General features: G+C 34.4%; 18 protein-coding genes. 6 read left to right on the plus strand and 12 right to left on the minus strand.

What is annotated here, in order from left to right; genetic code table 11:
• Nucleotides 1–396: 396 nt before the first annotated feature.
• On the plus strand, nucleotides 397–783 hold the full coding sequence (locus tag LF817_RS19045) for a hypothetical protein (protein WP_253937397.1): 387 nt from the start codon (nucleotides 397–399) through the stop codon (nucleotides 781–783).
• Nucleotides 784–828: 45 nt separating this feature from the next.
• Here LF817_RS19045 and LF817_RS19050 read toward each other — a convergent pair whose 3' ends face one another.
• On the minus strand, nucleotides 829–1,038 hold the full coding sequence (locus LF817_RS19050; protein WP_253937398.1) for a hypothetical protein: 210 nt from the start codon (nucleotides 1,036–1,038) through the stop codon (nucleotides 829–831).
• A gap of 199 nt (nucleotides 1,039–1,237) precedes the next feature.
• On the opposite strand from LF817_RS19050, the gene LF817_RS20475 reads away from it, so the two are divergent.
• Nucleotides 1,238–1,801, plus strand: a complete 564-nt coding sequence (locus tag LF817_RS20475; RefSeq protein WP_253937399.1) for a MerR family transcriptional regulator — start codon at nucleotides 1,238–1,240, stop codon at nucleotides 1,799–1,801.
• 624 nt (nucleotides 1,802–2,425) lie between these two features.
• Here LF817_RS20475 and LF817_RS19060 read toward each other — a convergent pair.
• From LF817_RS19060 to LF817_RS19080, 5 genes are all read right to left on the minus strand, one after another.
• Nucleotides 2,426–3,580 carry a DNA cytosine methyltransferase gene (locus LF817_RS19060; protein WP_253937400.1) on the minus strand — a complete coding sequence of 385 codons (1,155 nt, stop codon included), beginning with the start codon at nucleotides 3,578–3,580 and terminating at the stop codon, nucleotides 2,426–2,428.
• Nucleotides 3,581–5,266: 1,686 nt separating this feature from the next.
• The gene (locus LF817_RS19065) at nucleotides 5,267–5,944 is read right to left on the minus strand and encodes an AbiTii domain-containing protein (protein ID WP_253937401.1); all 678 of its coding nucleotides are present in this window, start codon (nucleotides 5,942–5,944) and stop codon (nucleotides 5,267–5,269) included.
• A 172-nt stretch (nucleotides 5,945–6,116) separates the two neighbouring features.
• Nucleotides 6,117–7,754 carry an AlwI family type II restriction endonuclease gene (locus LF817_RS19070; RefSeq protein WP_371925108.1) on the minus strand — a complete coding sequence of 546 codons (1,638 nt, stop codon included), beginning with the start codon at nucleotides 7,752–7,754 and terminating at the stop codon, nucleotides 6,117–6,119.
• Entirely contained in the window at nucleotides 7,738–8,220 is a 483-nt protein-coding gene (locus LF817_RS19075; RefSeq protein WP_253937403.1) for a hypothetical protein, read from the minus strand. The genes LF817_RS19070 and LF817_RS19075 overlap by 17 nt, the downstream gene beginning before the upstream one ends.
• Before the next feature lie 641 nt (nucleotides 8,221–8,861).
• Nucleotides 8,862–9,746, minus strand: coding sequence for a hypothetical protein (locus tag LF817_RS19080; RefSeq protein ID WP_253937404.1), 885 nt, complete (start codon nucleotides 9,744–9,746; stop codon nucleotides 8,862–8,864).
• 548 nt (nucleotides 9,747–10,294) lie between these two features.
• Between LF817_RS19080 and LF817_RS19085 the strand changes: the two genes are divergently transcribed.
• Together LF817_RS19085 and LF817_RS19090 are read left to right on the plus strand one after the other, a co-directional pair.
• A complete protein-coding gene (locus tag LF817_RS19085) occupies nucleotides 10,295–11,092 on the plus strand; it encodes a ParA family protein (RefSeq protein WP_253937405.1) in 798 nt (265 codons plus the stop codon).
• Entirely contained in the window at nucleotides 11,052–11,351 is a 300-nt protein-coding gene (locus tag LF817_RS19090) for a hypothetical protein (protein ID WP_253937406.1), read from the plus strand. The genes LF817_RS19085 and LF817_RS19090 overlap by 41 nt, the downstream gene beginning before the upstream one ends.
• Nucleotides 11,352–11,518: 167 nt before the next feature.
• Here LF817_RS19090 and LF817_RS19095 read toward each other — a convergent pair whose 3' ends face one another.
• From LF817_RS19095 to LF817_RS19105, 3 genes are all read right to left on the minus strand, one after another.
• Entirely contained in the window at nucleotides 11,519–11,719 is a 201-nt protein-coding gene (locus LF817_RS19095; RefSeq protein WP_253937407.1) for a hypothetical protein, read from the minus strand.
• Between the two features lie 239 nt (nucleotides 11,720–11,958).
• Nucleotides 11,959–13,398 (minus strand): hypothetical protein, encoded by a 1,440-nt coding sequence (locus tag LF817_RS19100; protein ID WP_253937408.1) that lies wholly within the window; start codon nucleotides 13,396–13,398, stop codon nucleotides 11,959–11,961.
• A 696-nt stretch (nucleotides 13,399–14,094) separates the two neighbouring features.
• A complete protein-coding gene (locus LF817_RS19105) occupies nucleotides 14,095–14,850 on the minus strand; it encodes a DUF3800 domain-containing protein (protein ID WP_253937409.1) in 756 nt (251 codons plus the stop codon).
• 308 nt (nucleotides 14,851–15,158) lie between these two features.
• On the opposite strand from LF817_RS19105, the gene LF817_RS19110 reads away from it, so the two are divergent.
• Entirely contained in the window at nucleotides 15,159–15,458 is a 300-nt protein-coding gene (locus LF817_RS19110) for a hypothetical protein (RefSeq protein ID WP_253937410.1), read from the plus strand.
• A 320-nt stretch (nucleotides 15,459–15,778) separates the two neighbouring features.
• On the opposite strand, the gene LF817_RS19115 is transcribed toward LF817_RS19110, so the two are convergent.
• The 3 genes from LF817_RS19115 to LF817_RS19125 form a co-directional block, all read right to left on the minus strand.
• Entirely contained in the window at nucleotides 15,779–16,879 is a 1,101-nt protein-coding gene (locus LF817_RS19115) for a replication initiation protein (protein ID WP_253937411.1), read from the minus strand.
• A 429-nt stretch (nucleotides 16,880–17,308) separates the two neighbouring features.
• Nucleotides 17,309–17,512 (minus strand): hypothetical protein, encoded by a 204-nt coding sequence (locus tag LF817_RS19120; protein ID WP_253937412.1) that lies wholly within the window; start codon nucleotides 17,510–17,512, stop codon nucleotides 17,309–17,311.
• Nucleotides 17,513–17,524: 12 nt separating this feature from the next.
• On the minus strand, nucleotides 17,525–18,079 hold the full coding sequence (locus LF817_RS19125; RefSeq protein ID WP_253937413.1) for a recombinase family protein: 555 nt from the start codon (nucleotides 18,077–18,079) through the stop codon (nucleotides 17,525–17,527).
• A 345-nt stretch (nucleotides 18,080–18,424) separates the two neighbouring features.
• On the opposite strand from LF817_RS19125, the gene LF817_RS19130 reads away from it, so the two are divergent.
• Nucleotides 18,425–19,207 (plus strand): hypothetical protein, encoded by a 783-nt coding sequence (locus LF817_RS19130; RefSeq protein WP_253937414.1) that lies wholly within the window; start codon nucleotides 18,425–18,427, stop codon nucleotides 19,205–19,207.
• Nucleotides 19,208–19,589 lie beyond the last annotated feature (382 nt).

Below are 19,589 nucleotides of genomic sequence, written 5' to 3' on the forward strand. Positions count from 1 at the left end.
CTCATAAATATGATTAAGTAAGGTAGAGGATTATTACAGAAGAAGGATAAACATACAACGCTTTCTTATGCGTTTAAAATAAATAAGGGTCCTACGACTTTCAAACTATATTCATTCATTTTAAAAGAACGCCTCTTTTTCAGAAGACGTTCTTATCTATGAGCGAACAATATTAATTTCTCCTTGAAGCACTCTTCAGAAGTAAGAAACACATAGTGCTTTTTTATCTCCAGGATTTTTATCGAGGTTTTTATGGAAAAAAAGACCCCAGTCTATTTTTATACAGAAGTTCTAAATATTACAATAGTTGAAATATTTTTTAAATTATGATAACTTATTCCTATAAACTTCTTGGGAGGGTTATCTATCAACTTTGGTAAGAAAATTTTTACGTTTTTGTCGTTAGCGGTTTTAGTTTTAGGATTTAGTACTTCGGCTTCAGCATCGGGTCCGATTTCTTATGCAGATGTGCCTTCAGATCCGGGTGCAAACTGTGAACACTCGAACTATCTTACTGCATCTGAAGTCAATGAATTGTATCATGGAAAATCCGATTACGACTCATTAACTGAGTGGTTAACTTACGGTTCCGGTATAGCTGGTTTTTGGTTGACTGGCGCCATTTTAGGTGGAGCATCATTAGGACAAGGTAGTACTGGAGATTGGATTAACACTGCACATACTGAGGGTACAGGAGTACTCCTTTGCCATGAAGGCTTAGAGCAAGCTGACACATATAATAACCAAGCGTATTACAAAAATCCTACAAGATATTATTACTAAAATAAAAACCTTTGCAGGCATTAAGCTTGCAAAGGTTTTTTAATGTTATTGACTATCTTCAGTTTTTGAATTTTGCCTGTACAATCTTCTAGCTTGCATAACTGCAACGATGATAAGATACGAAAAAGCTACTACTAAAACCGGAATTCTCCAACTTGCAGGTTCTTGAAATGTCTTCAAAGAAGCAAAAACTGCCAGCAAGATAACCATGATGATTGTGGATATTAAACCAATTTTAGGATTTTTGCTATACATAAAAATTCTCCTTCAATTAGTTATTTTCTGAATTATAACATATTTTTTTTACCATACAAAAAAACGCACAAATATGAAAAAAAGTTCCATAAAAATATGTACTTCCTGGTCACTTCCACAGAAAACGTCTGAATTAACCGGGTATGTTCAAACTTTTATACTTGAGCTACAATGGAAAGAAAAAAGAGGTGGTATCACGGTGGTCAGAACGGATAAACCATATACACCAGGAGAAATGGCTAGGGTCTTAAACGTTGGTGATAGTACACTTAGGAAATGGTGTATAGCTGTTGAAAAAGAAGGTTACTTTTTTAGCCGAACGGAGAACAAGCGCAGAGTGTTCTATGAAAACGAACGGTTGCTGTTACATAGCCTCAGAGAGTTGGTACAGGTGCAGTTTATATCCATCGATAACGCCGCAAAGATAGTAGCATCAAAGTACAACCAGACGCCGTTCGAACAGGTAGACAGCGATAACAATGTTCCTGCTTTACGTCCGGATAGCGAACAAGTCCAAAGGATGATGTCTTTCATTGAAGAACAACAAGAACACATTCAACGCCAAGAATCTTATATTCAAAGACAAGAAAATTTCAACAAAGAACTTTTAGAACGCTTAGGTGAACAGCACGAGCGAATAGAAGAACGCTTAAAAGAGCGTGATAGAACACTTATGGAAACTTTAAATGAGCTACAGGAACAAAAAAGACTTGATCAAGATAAGCCCAAGTCTTTTTGGAATCGTATGTTTGGAGGGGAATAATAAGGAATGTTATTCGTGACTAAGATTTCGCTTTTTATAGGATGGGTTATTTGCTTCTCTTTGGCACTTCGTATTATAGCGGTTAATGATAATAAAAATAACATTATGGATGATCCGATAAAATACTTATATGAACTAAAGTTTAATATAGCAAGTTTTTCATTTGTAATTATAATAGGGGTTGTCTCAACTTTATTTTTGGCTTTAATTTTAATATCAGTAAACTAAAGCTATGTTCTTTTAAAATCAACCAGAGAGAAGTCTAAATTGCTTCTCTAAACCCTCCTACAAATGAATTGTTTAAGTTAAGGTCTAAAGAGTATTGTCGTATTGAGACTTCTTAGACTGAGGATTAATTGCACATATTGACTACGTTGTTAGAAGGATTCATTTTCTCTTCCTGGAGCACTACCTCAAACATACCCTTCTCTTTACACATATTCTTATAGAACACTTTTACCTGCCCTCCCTCTTCTTATATGAAATGAAATTTATCTGTATTGCTTGTCTTTACGTTCAGAGTGTAATAGTCCATCTCATATTAAGGGGACTTTCTTCTTTTTTGCAGGAAGTATTTCTAAATTCTTTCATTAATAAACAAACCCCCCTTTGAAAGGGGGGTGTTTATACAAGACTTGTAAGCTCTTTAGCAGCTTTATTTGTTTGTTTTTTACGTAGAACCTCTAGTTGTACTTTAGGTTCAGGATTCACATATTCATAATCTATTCCTGCAAAAGTTTTTAAAATTGCTTCAAAAATGAGCTTGGCCCCCTGTACTGGTACGGCCATGCCAATCTGTTTTCTCACAGACTCTTTACTCCCAACAAATTCGAATGCATCTCCAAAAGTTTGCAGACGCGCTCGTTCCCTGTTTGTAAGAGCTCTGTTTTCTGCCCAATGATACATATGGGTTCCACCACCACCACTACCAGTGACTGTATAAGCCGGTCTTTTTGAATCTAATCTCTTATAAATTGAACTCAAACGAGCACCTTTCACCTTAAGTCGCATTTCCTCTGGTATATTAGGATGCCAGGCGTTTCCTCCTTCTGGAATAAAAGAGAGCATCCTCCTTACTTTCTCTGTATGTCTCGGAATGTCATGATTTAAAGAGAAATCAAGGATTGGAGGATCAGTAATAGCCTGTTTAGATGTCACGTATTCATCAGGCGTCGGAGTCGTAGGTGCTGGTACTTTGAAATCAATTCCTTTTTCGTGTAGATCGTTACGTATTCCTACAATCAGGATACGATGCCTTGCTTGTGGAATCCCGTACTTTTCAAATTTATATAAGTGGGGAGTCAAATGGTATCCGCATTCCTCCAGCTCAGTCAAAATTTGAATAAAGGCTTTACCTTCATTTGCACTCTGTAGGCCACCCACATTCTCAGCAACAAAAAACTGAGGTTGGTACTCACGAATAGCCTTTACACCATAGGAATACAGAGGGCCATATTCTCCCTCCAATCCGTATTTTTTACCAACTTGACTATAATCATTACAAGGAAAACCAAAAGCTAAGCAATCAATATCCGGAAGAACATCGTGATTACCAATAGGTAATGTCTCAACTGGTCCTAAGTGTACAGAGGGGTCCTGTTCATCGCCACATATATTCTTGCCAAATGTTTTACATGTATCTGCATCAAAATCATTTGCCCACAGATGTTCAATCCTGTAGACTTCTCCTGTTTTTGGATCTATGACCTTAGCTTCCTGGGCTCCCTTACTCATACCGCCAGGGCCGCTAAATAACTCACCTTTATAAAAAACTGGCATATCGTTTCTTCCTCTCCTGAATGCGAAAGTATGTTCTTGCATACCTGAATCTATTCTTTATTCTACATGACTCTACAAAAAAATGCAGCCCAAATGTTTATGTAATTAATTTCCTATTAATAACTAAAAGAGGGGAACCCAGATGTGTCCTTTCATTAGATTCCTTAAAATTCCTTATACTCACGTGTAAGTCAAACATTTATATGGACACATAGATAGAATTTTCCATATATCAACATACGAAATATATGCATAAGAGCCCCAGAAAGCCTTTCTGGTGTATTTGACAAGTCATTTAAACACAATACCTACAAAGCATTTTAAATGCTTTGTAGGCTATTCTCTTTACCTCTTATGATAAATCATTTAAAAAATAAGTTCCTATATACACATCCCTCTTTATGGGGTAGCACCACCTTTTACCACAATACTCACGTTAAACAATTCACTTACAAATGAAGTTGTAAAATAGCGTAGAATTGTAAAAATTACTCTTTAGTGTTGGAAAATCATTATTTTTGACGGGATATTATTTCTTGCGTGAGTTGTGATGTTGGGACTACCCATATATGGGAAAACTTGCTAGAATAAAGTTGTATAGTCGGTCCCCGCCGCCAAACCTACCGAAAGGAGGCGGGCCGCCTATGTTAAGCGCGATCCTGCTATTAACTGTCTGGACCAATGTGAACGGGACGCTAGCCATTGTTTTACCTTCCGTGACGACTATATGTGTCACACTCATAACCGCCAAAATGCAACCAATTAACAGCGGAAAGGACGAAAGTCAAGACAAGCAAAACAAGCAAGACAAAGCCGAATAGTCATTAGTTAGGATTAGCAAGAATCCGCTCAATATACACCGCGGCCTCGTTGCCCGACTAGTCCCCGGGCAGCGAGAAAACGCGCGCGACTCTAAATAAAACTTCCACACAAAAGTAGCGGGGGAGGTTGAGAGCGGAGGACAGCTAAAAACTAGCAAAACAAAAAAACACCGGGGGTCCATTCCCGGTGTTTTTTGTTTTCTTCCCTTCAGCTTTAGCCAAAAGTTGAAGGATGATCCGAAACAATCTTGTCTAGTTAGCTGATCAATTTACTAACTAAACGTTCGACCTTTCGGAACTTCTTTTTGTTCTTGATCATTAAAATTTGTCATGTTCCATCACATCCTATCACGTAGATAGGAAAGTAAAAAACTTTCCTCCGAGCGACTTCCACACCGCCTAGAGGTTAAACGCAATCCTAACTCAATTATATTTCAAAAACTCGTAAAAATATACCGCGAACGTTAAATTAGGCGCTCAAATAGTGTAAATACCTAACATAAAGCATAAAAAAAGCGGTTTCCCCTCCCTGATATGCTTCATATTTTGTATTGGGTGAACTATTCCCTAAAAATATATTTAATTGTTACAGAGAGCGCGATGCTCAAAATGCGAAAGCTAATTAAATACCTTGGGGAAATTAAAGCCCTCCTGTTGACCTAGGAGGGCTTTAATTATTAGAAAAATCCTTCGATCCAACGAATTAAATCTTCCCAAAAAGAAAAAAGCATAATTATTCCAACTATTAACGAAATTATGAAAGAAGTTAAATAAGGGGGTTTTTGTTTAACCTTTTTATCTTGGGAATGATTATGGTGACCAATTGTTGAGTTTTTGAACTTGTTTTTATTTCCTATTTTAATACTCATTCGGTATTATGGTTGCCGATCTCTGAATTATCGAGTTTATTTTTATCCCCTATAGTGATGGAGTCATCGTTAATAATTTGCATGATGTTTACCACTGCTTGTTCTTTTTTAGGTAAATCTTCTTTTATTTGAGATTGAATATCCAGTTCGTCCAAATCATCAAATTGTTTTTCCAGTTCCATGATTACCTCTACAAGTGTTGATTTAACATTGGATACGATTTCATCAAGTATGCTTGATGAAATCTTTATTCTCATACTGGCTATTTGAAGGGTTTCTATTGATATAGAATGACAATAAGCGGTAGGAATAACAACTGCGTAATTATCTCTGTTTTCACTAGCTAAAATATTCTGAAGTGTACCAATGCTTTGCTTCATTTCGACTGTAGTCAATTCATTAATTTTTTCCCGATCAATAAGCATTTCCAAAGGAACTTGATTGTTTTTGTAATGGACATTGAAATTTACAATATAGTTTCCCGTAGGATTCCCTTTAATAATTCTATATGGTGGAAGATCCGCTGTGTCTTTATAACCCTTCGTTTCACCATTTACCCACTTCATTATTAAATCATTATCTAGATCTGAGAAAATAATTTTTAATCTCAATAGGATGTTTTCGACGCTTATATTAGGATTTACTGCATCCTTTAATAAATTGCTTTTTCCCATTATTTCACCAAAGTTTCTTTATTAGATATACTCATGCTAAGTTTCCCCATATTACCATATACTCCTTTAAATCAATTATTTTCATTAATAATAGCAGTATTAAGGTATAAATTAAACACTCAATAAGAGTTATCCATACCAAAAAGAGCCTTATAAATAAGGCTCTCTAAACTTACGGTTTCACTTTTAACATTTGAAATACACTTTTGTATCCTTTGTTTAAGAACAACGAAGCAAACCACTGCTTTCTTTCTTCTATAGGCAGTTCATTCTCTAAACAATAATCCAAAAAACCTAAAAGGGCATTTGCTGAGATCAATGCACCCTGGATATTCGTATTCTCAAAGGTAGACTGTTTTTTTACCTTTTTCGTAATCTTACTCAGGTTACTTTCCCCACTCCATTTGCTTGTCGCAGTCAGATAGCCAAATGATTGTACCTTCTTCCCTTGATATCCGTAATAGATTGGAATATACTCTGAACCCATGTGTGACGCTAGATTTGCCGATAACGGGAATTTATCCCCGTAATTCTTCGCGTCTAATATACATACGTTCTCATCATCAATGTGGATAAGAATTTCGATTTCTGTTCTAGTTCCTTTAACTGTAGGGTTTGGACGAATATCTACATCAAAACCAATAGCTTTTAGTATCTCAGCACTTTTATCTTCAAAGGCCATATTATCTGGCTCATTTAAATATCTCTCAACGAAATCCTCATTCAACGAAGAGTAATCATCTTCAATTAATAAATCGGCATATTTCTCACTTTCTTTATCAGAGAAGTAACTTCCAAGAATTTCGCATATCTTTTCTTTTGACATACTACCAACAGTTGGATACTCAGATAGGAGTTTTCGAACTCTCCTCTCACTTTTAGACTGATTAGTAGCAGGGGAAATGTCACCAAAACGACTAGATTTATAACGATCAACGTCCAAACCAGCATGTTCGGAAAAACGCTCGAGGGAAATCAGGTACCGTTTACTGTAAGGGTATCTTTTTTCGTACTCTTTGACCTTATCTGAAGTGGACTTTCTCTTCTCAGAAGGCACACGAATGAATTTACCTCGTACATATTCAACCAACTCAGTGTAATCACACATAAGCATAAATGTATGTGCAACATCACTGTGAGCCCCCTCGAAATCTCTTGCCCCTTTGTCGGAACGTTCTCGGTGATCGAACTCAGTAGCGATTTCTTTCTTCATTTCCTGTTGAGTCTCAAAGGATGATTTACGAAAATCACATATCTGTTTAACCACGTCATCCAAATCTGAATTTTTCTTAGCCTTTAGAGCAAAGAAAGTAATCTCTTCTTTGGTAACATAAAAATCCAAAGTTTCTTGGTTTGCCAGACGAACCAAGAATCTAGCCGGATGAACTTCAAACCCTTCCTCAAACTTAGGACGAAATCCACTACTAAGAAAATAACCATTTGGGATCTGTAACGTTAAAATTTGTTTTGATGTATTCTCTCTGATTTTATGTTCATTAAGGAGAGCTTCCCCAACTCGAGTCACTCTTAAATATCCTTCCTCATTTGTATAGACGTACGAAAATGTTTTCAACATAGCCACCCATGTTCTTCCTCCAGAGCCATCTTTACTTAGGTTATCTCTTTTTATTCCGTGACGATTTAAAGCTCTTTCGTACTCAAGATGAATTGACCGGTGTCCTTGCCACTTCTCCTTAAATCCATTTGTAGCTTCGGCCAACGCTTCTAACGCATCGATATGAAACTTAGGGTCCCTCTCTGGACGAGTAATAAACCATACTTTACGCTCTTTTTTAGCCAAGATTTCCACTCTCCATTTCCTCTAGTATTTCTGCAAGCTTTTCATAACCAAGCTGAAGATTAGCGTCGCCTAATTTCTCCTCACGATATAAAGGAGCAAGTGAAGTTTTAATTTCTTTAAAAGTGTTCATGTAGTTCCCAATAATTTCATGCAAGTAGGAATTCTCCTCTTTTGTGGCTGACAAATAGTTTAACAATTTAGCTCTATGCAGAATTTCTTCTGTAAAAATATCTTCAAATCTTATATCTTTTTCTGTGTGTGTAGATATTTGTTCAAATATCCTGATTAAAGATGATAGCTGGATATCCTCCCCGCCGGTAGATGCTCCAGAAAACCAGCTGTGGTTTCCGGTTATCCTTTCCCCAAACTGAGTTCGGGTTGAATTTTCAACCTCTGAAACTAAGCGATCGATTTTGAACCAAACCCTTTGTAATAAGTCTTTCTTCACCAACCTTATCAACACTTTAGAGTCCACAAGACCACTCCTTTGCAATGTTTTATGTTTCAATATTAAACTCTCTATTTGCATTTACTCGTATCTAATTAGGTGAAAAAAAACGCAAAATTAAAATTTTCTATTAACATGGACTTTTTTGCAAATTTATTTAGACTATTACTAACTTTTGGGACCAAACGAGAAATAAAAAAGGCGCTTCACTATGAAGTCGCCTTTTTTTATGTATTTTCCAAATTATGGATAGTTAAAGGGGCAATCAGTAGAAGTTTTTATTTATGTTGCTTTTAACTTCAACGCTGTTACCAAGCTTGTCTTTGTATTTAAAAGTAATGTGCATAATAGTTCCTCCTCTCTGATAGTTGCTTTTCGATATTCTAGAAAAAACCTTTTTTATAAGAATTTAAGTACTGAAAAAGATGCCGAGCACAACCAGTTAATACAATCGGCTAAAGTAAAAGACGAAAAGGGAGTTAAACTATGTGGATTAATCGGACAAATGGAAAAATAATAAAGAAGGGAAGCAAGGTAATAACACCTGTTTTTATCCTTGTAAAATAAGCCCCTAATCTATAATATTAGGGGCTTAATACCAAATGTTAATTATTTAACTGTTGTAGAAGTTGCGTTTCTTTCTTCAATAATTCGCTTTCTTTACCTCATCAACCGTTTACATCGTAATCGTCCTCACGAAATGCTTCTTTCACACTCCTAACTCCTTTTGATGTAAAATCCCACACGTTTTTTACTACATTATCAAATAAACTATTTTTCTTTATAACATCCTTACTCTCATTAACTTTACTTAAATCAACTTCAGATTCTTCAAACTTCTTTTCTAACCGTCTTCTTACTATTTTATCAATTTCTTTCTTCTTAGTTTCATTCGACCATAAGGGTGAACGAGGAACCTTCGGTTTATCAAATTCCTTTTTAAATTCTTTCAAATCAGGTATTTTTGTTCTATTTGTTAAATATCTTTCCATATTATTCTCTAACCCATCTATTGAATAAGAGTTCATCTTATCATCCACTAAACCGAGCTCTAACGCTCGTATCGACAAAATCCTAGGCTTATAACTATTCCTCTTCTTAACTGCTTGGACTTTATACTTCAAGACTAACTCACCTTCATCATCAATCTCAGTAATCTTCTCTAACATTCTTATTCTTACTAATCTATCTGACTTATCGCTACCTTTCGTCTTCTCTACATACAACATATGCTGATCCTTCTTCACACAACTATCTAAGAACCCTTCTATACCTGTTTTAGTATTACTAAATAAATGACTTTTCTCTACATTAAAACTATCCCTGGCAACACTCTCAAACCTTTTAGTTCTTTCATTCTTAGCAACACCTGCAGACACAACTCCAAAATCGGTAGGATCCATACCTTCATCGATATAAGATTGTATTCCTTTTGCAGCAAACCCACAAAAAGTTGCACTATAATTCGCCCCTACTTTTCTGTCAGTAGTTATCTGAACTATTTCATGCACGTCTTTCACCACTGAAACATGCTTTTTTTCATAATTATTCATATCAACCATCTCCTTTAATTTTGCTTTACTCAACTTTTTCTACTCAAATTCCTCTTATTATTTTCACTTCTCAACTCATGAGAACTTCTTGAGTAAACAGATGAGAACTTTTCACCTATGAACCACTTATATTTTGTTTTTCTGGTAGCACTCAACTGCGAACGCCTGGTATCACTAGGGTTTTCCCCGAAAAAAATAATACTCTCCCCCTATCTATTCCTCTCAGTTATCTTCCTATTTTTATCCCGTGGTATCACTATGCTTATAATTTACCCTCTCTTATGTACCTATTGTATCTCTCTTATTTTCTATCCCAAGGTGGCACTACCGCTATCTTTCACTGTTCCTTTGACACTTTACGTTTGTTGACATACTTATCCTAAGTAAACACAGTAGGAAATTATAAACTTATACAAACAAAAACTTAAACATTTATGTAAACATTTAAAAAACGTTTTAATTACACTTATATTTTTCTTTAAATTCAAACTAAATTGTATTATAATTTAGTTACATAAAAATAATTTTATAAAGGGAGGTAAACTTATTTGTGTAAGGTTATATCTGTTGGGATTCAAAAAGGCGGAGTAGGTAAGTCCACTGCATCTAGCATTGTTGCTTATCATCTAAAAGAAAGAGGATTCAGAGTGTTATGTGTAGATATGGATGGGCAGGGGAACTTTACCCAACTTTTAACCGGCGAGGACGACTTATACGAGTTTCGTGGATCTACTATATACAACGCCTTAAAAGATGAAAACGCATCTTCTCATATCTTAAAAATAGATGATAAACTACATCTCGTAGCAGGAGACGAATACATTAATACACTTACTCCTAGCTTTCATAAAGAATTAAAAGGTAACTATCATCACGTTCTATCTAAAGCTTTAGAACCTGTAAAAAATGAATACGACTACATCATTGTCGATACACCTCCAGCATTAGGCGAAATATCCATAATATCTTTATCAGCAAGCGATTACGTATTAATCATGTTTGAAACAAGTAAGTTCTGCTATAACTCTCTAAAAAGCTACTTAGAAACAATTAATGCTGTACAAAGTAAAGTTAACCCTAACCTCGAAATTTTAGGTGTTTTGAGGAACATGATAGATGTAAGGCGAACAGATAATAAATACTTTTCAGATAAAGTTAAAGAAGAGTTCGGAGATTTATGCTTTGATTCTATTATTAAAAGAACAGCAGCTGTCGGTCGAATACCCGCACTAGGATTATCTAATAATTCGGAATACCGAAAAGTAATGAAGACGTATAAAAATTTCTTAAAGGAGTTTGATAACCGTGTCATTCGAAGACGAACTAGAAAAGAAAGAAAAAACTAAGAAGAGACCGGAAAAAGCGATTAACTCTCTCTTAACAAACGAGGAAAAATCATCTGCAAATGAAGAAGATTTTCTCGAAAAATTTAACAATAAAAAAGAAAAAGTTGAAGATACTCACTCCAGACACACATTTCTCGTAAGAAATGATTTACTTAAAAGGTTAAATAAACTTGCAAAAGGACGTAGAGGTTTCATGAAAGAATTTATTAATCATGTAATTGAAACAGGTTTGGATAAGTACGAAAATAAGATTAAGTAAACGTATACATATTTGTATAAGTTTACTTATTTTTCCCAAACACATAAAATAACACACTACTACATACTAGTAATAGCGTGTTATTTTTATATACTGGAGGTTGCCAAATGATCGAAATTATACTTATCACAGTTGGTCTCACTCTCATCACTATCGGTTCGATTCCGTTATAAAACTCGTTCCTTTTTCGCTTCTCGGTAACAAGATTTACACAAAGCTATAAATTCGTCATATTTCTCAAAAGGTAGCTTAATTACATTCTTATCTTTTACACTTCTCATGTCCTTTTCACAACCCGCGCAAAAGTCTGTTTTCCAGACCTCTTCCTTTCGACTAAAATCGACATTGATTAAGTTACCTTTTTTCATTCTCAAACCCCCTTCAATTTTTGTTTTGCGATTTTTGACATCACATCGGTGATGTCAGTACGGCTCGTCGTAAACTCCTCGGTTTTAAAACTCGCATCTCCTCAGCTGCTCACACAGAGTTTATTCTGGTTCCGGAGTTCTGTTTTCTGAGTTCTTGCTTTAATTTCTAGCTTTATTAGATAAGTTCATAAGGTTACAAATAATAATAAATGTTTGTAGGGACAACCAGTTCACACCCTTCAGATTTCCTTCTTCAGGTCACCTACGTACTTACCGCTTATCCCCATTTTCTCTCCTATTTTATTGTTTGATAGATTCGGTTCATCAGCTAAAATTTTCTTTAGCGTCTCAATCTTCTCCACTTTACTAAGTGTCCTACCCTTGTTGTATTCCGCTCTTGATACCGAACCTCTGGTTTCTCTCTGCCTCATCATATCCCTTCTTAATTTCTCTTTTTCACCTACAATATCTTGCATATTCTGCTGCTCAATTTCATCTACCTCAAACATCTTGATTAAATTCTTTGAAGTATACGGTTTTATTATCCCATCTCGAGTCCGACCGAATTTCTTAAACCCGTTAGCTTTTAAAATTGAAAAATACCTAACCGCACCCTCGTACGCACTTAATATTGTCTTTTCAATTTCCCGTTCGCTTACCTTTTTGCTATCCTTGCTATATATCCTCTTGAATACACTATTCATCCTTCTTTCTAAATTAACAAAACTTTGATCATATAACGCATAATGAAAAGAATAAACGTACAACAGACTATTTCTCATTCCTGTCATATCACCTTTTCTTATCTTAATAAGATTCTCTAAATCAGAAACTCTTATATAATTCTGCTCATATATACCCTTTAACTTTTCCTTTTTATCTTTATCTATAAATTCATATACTTTCGCTTTTTTCTTACTAGTCTTTAATTTCTTTATAGGTTCACAATATCGACTTAATTCCGTTAACGTATACGGCTCATCACACCATATTTCCCATTTCACTTCACTTCCATTTCTAGCATTCACACTTCCAGGCATCCTACGTGCACCGGTTATATCTTGCGCTCGTGGATCAGAATTTATATCCCTTGTTTTACTTACAAATTGATCATTTATGTAACTATACAACCAACCAATTTTTGTTGACGCACCACCTTGAATCGAATAAAAAATCTGGATCCCCCTGCTAGTAAGCACAAGATTCGGTTCAGGAATTTCACCTGCTACTATTAACCCCCGTACCACATCTAAACCTTCTTCTACAGTCATCGGTCGTAAATCATCTAGTTCTTTACCCGACTTTTCATATTCATCTACAGTCATTACCTTTTTATGCATCTCACTCTTTTTACTCATCTCTTTTAAACCATCTAGATCCTCTATACCGCTAACTTTAATCTTATATTGATCTATATCTATACATATATTACGTAACTGCTTCAGATCCTCTTCTCTTCTACTCCCAAACCCAAACGCATTTAAACTTATGTATCTTTCTTCTACCCCAGTGCTATCCGTTACCATTTCTTCTATATTATTCGCACCGTACGATTTTTTATATCCGTTACCCAAATTCGATACTTCTACGTAACCGTACTTCTTAGTATCCGTAAACCACAAGTCTGTCCAATGTTCTATCTTCTCTCTTTCTATTTGCTTACTACTATGTAATCCCACAAAAAAATGCCCCTTAAAATTTATTAAAGGGACAAAAACAAGCAGAATAGATTATGTAAAAAATACAATATATTACATGAAAATTTTAATCGAAAATATTGAAAGTCTCGATAAAAGCATATACAATAAGTACAAATGTATTTTTAATATACAGTTGCTACCAACAACTGTTAAAATCTAATTATCTTATCTAAAATATGACTTTTCTCCAAAAAGTCCCTATGAGAGAGATGGAACTACCAATTCCGTCTCTTTTTTTATTTAAAAATTTTTACTATTAAGTCATTGTATCTACTATTCTATCTATCATTTCGTGGTTTAGCAACGCAATAGTTTCCATGCTTTAAACAGCACGTAATCCCTTAATTTTTTTGCTAATTATTTAGCCTTGCATATAGATATTTCCTGCTGAAAACAACTATAAAAAGCACCGTTTAAATAAACGGTGCTTTTTATTCTTTTTTAATTGAATCTAAATTTTAGAATTCATTATCACCTATATTGTAAGTTTCATCGCTTGGGCAGAGAATATGTTTCGCAAACAGCGAACTTCTGTACTATAATTTAATTATAGAAGTATAATCTTGAGTTTACATGGCTAGAACGGTAATAACGGCGTCACCATCTCCCGAAACCATGACCTCTGCGGTCGTGCGGACTTTCCTTGTACAAAAAGGATAGGGAATGGGGCGCTTTTTATTGCCTTTGATAAGAACGCTGAAAACGCCAGATGTTAAAGGCTGGACTTTGATAAGAATAGTGGCTATACCTCAAGTCAATAGATAGCTTGTCCTGAATGTAGTCAACTAGCTTCACTTTAGGATTATTTGGATTTGCTCGTTTCCTAGTGTGATAGTGTCCATTTTTTACATAAGCAATTGCTCCAGCAAATAAATCGGCCAGCTGTAAACCAATTTGGCTACCATCTCTAGGTTCCACCGTACGTACTACATTTCTAGGGAGAAAATTACCCTCTTTCCATTGAATTCCGTGATGTTTTACCACTTTATTATTTAGTGCATTTTTTAAATCTGAAAGTCTTCCAGGAACGGAGTTGGTTTTCCTGTCCAACAAAATATCATGATCATTGGCTATATCCATCCGACCCCAGATTAACCAGAAGAACATTTTGTAAAAATGCAGCTCATCGTCATTATCGCTAAAATTCTGGTGACTTTGATCAGATTGGTCGACAACCATTGCGTTAAAGCGAATGCTTTCTTCGTGGTAATAAAGCTCAAATATATCAATCAATTCCTGATAAACAGGAATGTGATGCCCCTTAACACCAGACCAATGAAATTCTTTTTTGAACTGCCTTCTCCGTTTTAAATCAGTGACTACTAACTCAATTTCGCTACAAATACCGCCCATATCCCAAACAGTACCCAGCACCATGTAGTTGTGACCATTCTGACAGCTTTCATCACCATACACCGTAACTAATCGCAAAAGAACTTCCTCCTATTAATCTATGAATTTATCCCCTACATTTTCCATTTTATATTTGCATTATACCTTCTTTTAGTGCTTAAGTTACATCTTAATGCCGATCTATGTATTCTATATGTTACCAGATGCGTTTTCGAGTACACTAAAGGGTTTTTCACGTAGCTTGAAGGGGGAATGATACCATGTACTTTAAAGTGGGTGTATTCCACCTTTAAATAGCTTATGTTATATTTATCTCTCTCTATTTCAAAATGTAAATGGAAGAAGGGCAAAAATAGATTATAATTGTAAATGAAGGGGGTGAAAGAATGGATGATATCGTTGTGTACATTAGCAAGGATTATGAAGAAAAATTGCCTAATTTTAATAGTCATGAAGAAGCCGTCAATCATTTCAAAGAAATGTATGACGATAGATTGCATTTAGTTTCTTCAAATACAAGAAACGGAAGAAAGGCTTACTATTATGCGATTATTCATAATAAAGATCTTTTCTGGGAACATGAAAGAATGATGGAGGAAAGAGGTTATGTTGAAGGCAGAAAGTATATGGATAGTTATCAACATCTGAAGATTTATGAGGATGGTGAAATAGAAGTCGATAATTAAGCAAGAAATCTGCCAGATTATTACAAAGTTGATTTGCTTCTAAAAGCAATTTTTATGGGATAACCAATTTTAGTGTCGTCAGAAGCATAAAAAATAGCAAAAAGTATTATAGACTAGACTAAGGGATAAAGATTGAAGATATTAAAGGGGGAGCATTAGTAAAATACGCTTAACGTTCTAAATCCGCATTTTACTGATTCTCCCCCTTAAAGGGACAATGGTTACGCCATTCGATTTAATTTTTCCCGTTCGCTCTTTTTTTTATATAATATTCAAAAGTATAAAATAATCCTACTTGTAATGCTTCTAATGTTGTAAGTTTATATGTGTTTTAATCTTTCTATTCTTTCCCTCAATTCTTCTGTATTATGTTCTTCTTTTTCAATGTCACTAATTTCTTCTCCCCTCTTTTTAAACCATTCCGGGATCACTTCATTAGTTGGATTTGCCTGATATAACTCAATACTTTCTCCGTTTTCACATTCTGAAGTAAACTCATTTAATTTATAAACAATTAACCCAGCAGGATTTTTAACCTTTTTATTACTTGTTACATCATGTATAAGATTGTTTAAAGATTCCTGATAGTTATCCCCCCAAATTGTATGAGCAATAGTTATCCATTGCTTCATCGTAGTAGTATTTATTTTAAGTTTTTTCTCTTTAGCGATCACCATAAAGTGTCCAAGTATGTCTTCATAATTATTTAAATGTGGGATTGAGACTACCTCTTTTTTCGAACTTTTTATATGAAAAGTAATACTATGATACTTTCTTCCTTTCTTGTTTAAATCGTATTTGAAATATATATCTGTTTCTTTCTTTAATTCTTTTTGAGCAACATCTAATATTTTTTGCCTAAAGTTTGCAAATTCTTTATATGTATTATTCTTAAGACCTAATTTATCTCTGAGTTCACTAATTAGAATCGTAAACCCCCCTATATTTTCCCATTTTTTCAGTAATTCGTAGAACCGTATGGAATACCCACTTTTAAGTTGCAGTATGTTTATCAAACGATAACTGGTGAATTTATCTTTTAACTGCAGAAGATAAGGCTTTAAGGTTGGATGAAATGTAAAAAGTATTATACCTTTTTCTTCTTTATATTCGACACTCGATAACCAATGTGTCTGGATAAGCCTTTTTTCTTTTCTTATTTCAATCACCTTAGATAAAAGCTCTTTTGTAATTCTTCTCATGTATGAATAGTTAGGATCTTTCAACCCCATCATTGATGTGAAATTAGCAACTGACATTTCATACTCTTCAAAGTCTACATCATCAGGTTCAATCTGACTTACTATATATGTTATTATTTTTTGTTCGCGAATGGATAATGGAGTCTTATAATTTGCTTCGATTAAATCATTTGATTTAGTAACTATATTTTTCTTACCCTCTTTAGTTTGCTTTGCCATATTATTTCCCCTAACTATTTTTATAGACAAGTTAGGTTAATTATAAAATACTTCAGGGAAAGAACCAATATAAATCGAATAAACGTTATAGAGGTTAGGTTTAGACGTTATAAAAGTTAGGGTTAACGTTATAAAAGTTAGGAGGACGTTATGGAAGTTAGGCAAAGCGTTATAGAAGTTAGGGTTTAACGTTATAAAAGTTGGGTTTAACGTTATAAAAGTTAGGATTAACGTTATAGGAGTTATAATTTGAGAGGGAATCCCTTGGGAGAGAAAGGTTTTCCTCGTTTTAAAACAAGAAAAACATATAAAACATATATATAAAACAACAAAACAAGGAATGCTGATGAAATTATAGATAATAAATTCTTCATTCAGTTCAGATTCTTTTCTAGTAAATTCCCTAATTTTATATTGGCCCCCACCCATTTACTGCATAGGTATATCAAATCTTGCTACCTCCAGCTCATTAAAAATTAACTTCAGTACTTCAATTACTTCTCGTGTCGTTTCTTCACTCATTAAGACCTCCCCTTCCAGGCATCCAATCAGTGCAGGGAATATCATCCGTTTCTTATCATTGCTTAACTTGTGAAATTTTTCTAATAGTAAATTAATGTCTTTTTCATTCATGTATGACTTCTCCTATTCTTTGACCTTTTTCTTTGCTCTGATCAATGTGCTTTTAGAAATCCCTGTCATTTTCTCAACTTGCTTATATGAGTTATGTTCCAGCAATTCTAAAGCATGTTTAATTTGCGCTTTCTTGTACTTGTGTGGTCTGCCTTCTCTAAAGTCATCCTGCTGCTTTGCTATGACCTTACCTTCTTGCGTTCGTTCTACAATCATGTTTCTCTCCATTTCTGCTACTGCTAATAAAGTTTGAAGGAAAAAACGTCCCATTGTCGTATTCTCAAGTAACCCAACATTGAGAACATGAACACGTACATCCTTTTCAAACAGATATTCGATTACTTCTATACCTTCTCTTGTGTTACGTGCTAAACGGTCCAACTTTGTAACAACTAATGTATCGTTCTCTTTCAATATCTCTAATAAATTCTTAAAACGTGGTCGATCTCGTTTAGTACCTGTGAACTTTTCCTCAAATATTTCTTCGCATCCTTCAATTTTTAGTTGTTCCTTTTGAGCCTTTAAATCTTGGCCCCTGGTACTTACTCTTGCATAACCATACTTCACTAAAAATCCCCCTCACTTTTGAACCAAAGTTATGACACCCTCCCGAGCACTTATTTTACTGCATTCCTTTTCCAGTGTCAATACTCTTAAGTTATGACACTTTTAAAGGGGATAATTCTTTTCTTCCTTCACGTATTCAGTCTTTAAGGTTAATGATTTATCTGGTTAAGTAATAAAGTTAACTTACTAAATAATCGAAGGGCTTGCGCAACTGATTGTACATATTCAAATTTCAATGTAGACCTCGATACTTCATTTGAATCTTGCCAATTTAAGAAAATTAACAATTACACATGTTAAAATAGGGATATATTGTTAATTTGGATTATGGGGGTTCTTAATTGTATGGAAACTATAGAAACTATCTATATTCATGAGGTTATAAAATTCGGGAAATATGAACATATGAAGAGTCTTCAAGAAGGGAAAATTTTTGCTCGTCCTTTAGGTTATTTTCAAGACATGGAACATAAAGAGTTGGACAAAGCTATGCGTCATGACCAATATGAGGGAACTGACGAATTATATCAGCCTAAGGTTTTAATGAAAAAGGGGAGAAGTGTTCTTGTTACAGATCCTGAAGGTAATGTACTTGAGGATGTTACCTCTTCCATAATCGGACCTATAAAAAGGAATTATGGGTATTCAACAAATAAACCCGTTTTTTGTATGTTTTCAATCCATTCCGAACTTTTGAAGGCCTATGAAAAAGGATCTATATCAAGATTAGTTGATCCACAAGTAAAAGAATTTGGTGATTATGTTTTAATTATCACTGATTATGAAGAGTTCATTATAAGGGTAAATAAACTTTGCAAGAAATATTCAAATCGTAACCTAAAAGCTATTCCCGGAGTTGTTGAATACGTTGATACTAAAAACTTTCATGGAAAATATGGTGTATTTAAAAAACCACATGAATACGCTTATCAAAATGAACTAAGAATTGTTTTTAATGGGTTATCGATTCCTAGCAATCAATCAATTATTGCTGAAATAGACGATATTTCGGATATAAGTAAGTTAATGCCTTATAATCATTTCAGGCAATCTTATAGAGTTAGGATGAAAAATTTAGAGTTTGACCCTTTCTTACCGTATAAATTACAACAACCTAGAATACTATAACTGTTTTCTCAGAAGATTTGTAAGCACTTATTTCCTTTGTCATTATCGAGTCATCATAGTAAACCGTTTTGGCTATTTATTAGTAAACCTTTATCCTATAAATTTGCTTATTACGTATATTCTTATAAATTAAAATATTTCCATTCGACTCGTATAGCTTAAACCCTTCTTTTAATAACACTTCTTTCCAGTATTTAAACACTTCCAGTTCCATCTCTATCGTCGTTTTTTTACCCATACAATTCACCCCTCCCTCTCATAAATATGATTAAGTAAGGTAGAGGATTATTACAGAAGAAGGATAAACATACAACGCTTTCTTATGCGTTTAAAATAAATAAGGGTCCTACGACTTTCAAACTATATTCATTCATTTTAAAAG

Source organism: Halobacillus sp. A1 (assembly GCF_024189295.1).
Lineage (GTDB): Bacteria > Bacillota > Bacilli > Bacillales > Halobacillaceae > Halobacillus_A.

Coding starts and splice junctions, on each gene's coding strand:
- LF817_RS19095 (WP_253937407.1), bottom strand. CDS start 11,719: ATGAAAAAAGGTAACTTAATCAATGTCGATTTTAGTCGAAAGGAAGAG.
- LF817_RS19120 (WP_253937412.1), bottom strand. CDS start 17,512: ATGAATGAAAAAGACATTAATTTACTATTAGAAAAATTTCACAAGTTA.
- LF817_RS19130 (WP_253937414.1), top strand. CDS start 18,425: ATGGAAACTATAGAAACTATCTATATTCATGAGGTTATAAAATTCGGG.
- LF817_RS19080 (WP_253937404.1), bottom strand. CDS start 9,746: ATGAATAATTATGAAAAAAAGCATGTTTCAGTGGTGAAAGACGTGCAT.
- LF817_RS19065 (WP_253937401.1), bottom strand. CDS start 5,944: ATGGGAAAAAGCAATTTATTAAAGGATGCAGTAAATCCTAATATAAGC.
- LF817_RS19050 (WP_253937398.1), bottom strand. CDS start 1,038: ATGTATAGCAAAAATCCTAAAATTGGTTTAATATCCACAATCATCATG.
- LF817_RS19115 (WP_253937411.1), bottom strand. CDS start 16,879: ATGGCAAAGCAAACTAAAGAGGGTAAGAAAAATATAGTTACTAAATCA.
- LF817_RS19110 (WP_253937410.1), top strand. CDS start 15,159: ATGGATGATATCGTTGTGTACATTAGCAAGGATTATGAAGAAAAATTG.
- LF817_RS19060 (WP_253937400.1), bottom strand. CDS start 3,580: ATGCCAGTTTTTTATAAAGGTGAGTTATTTAGCGGCCCTGGCGGTATG.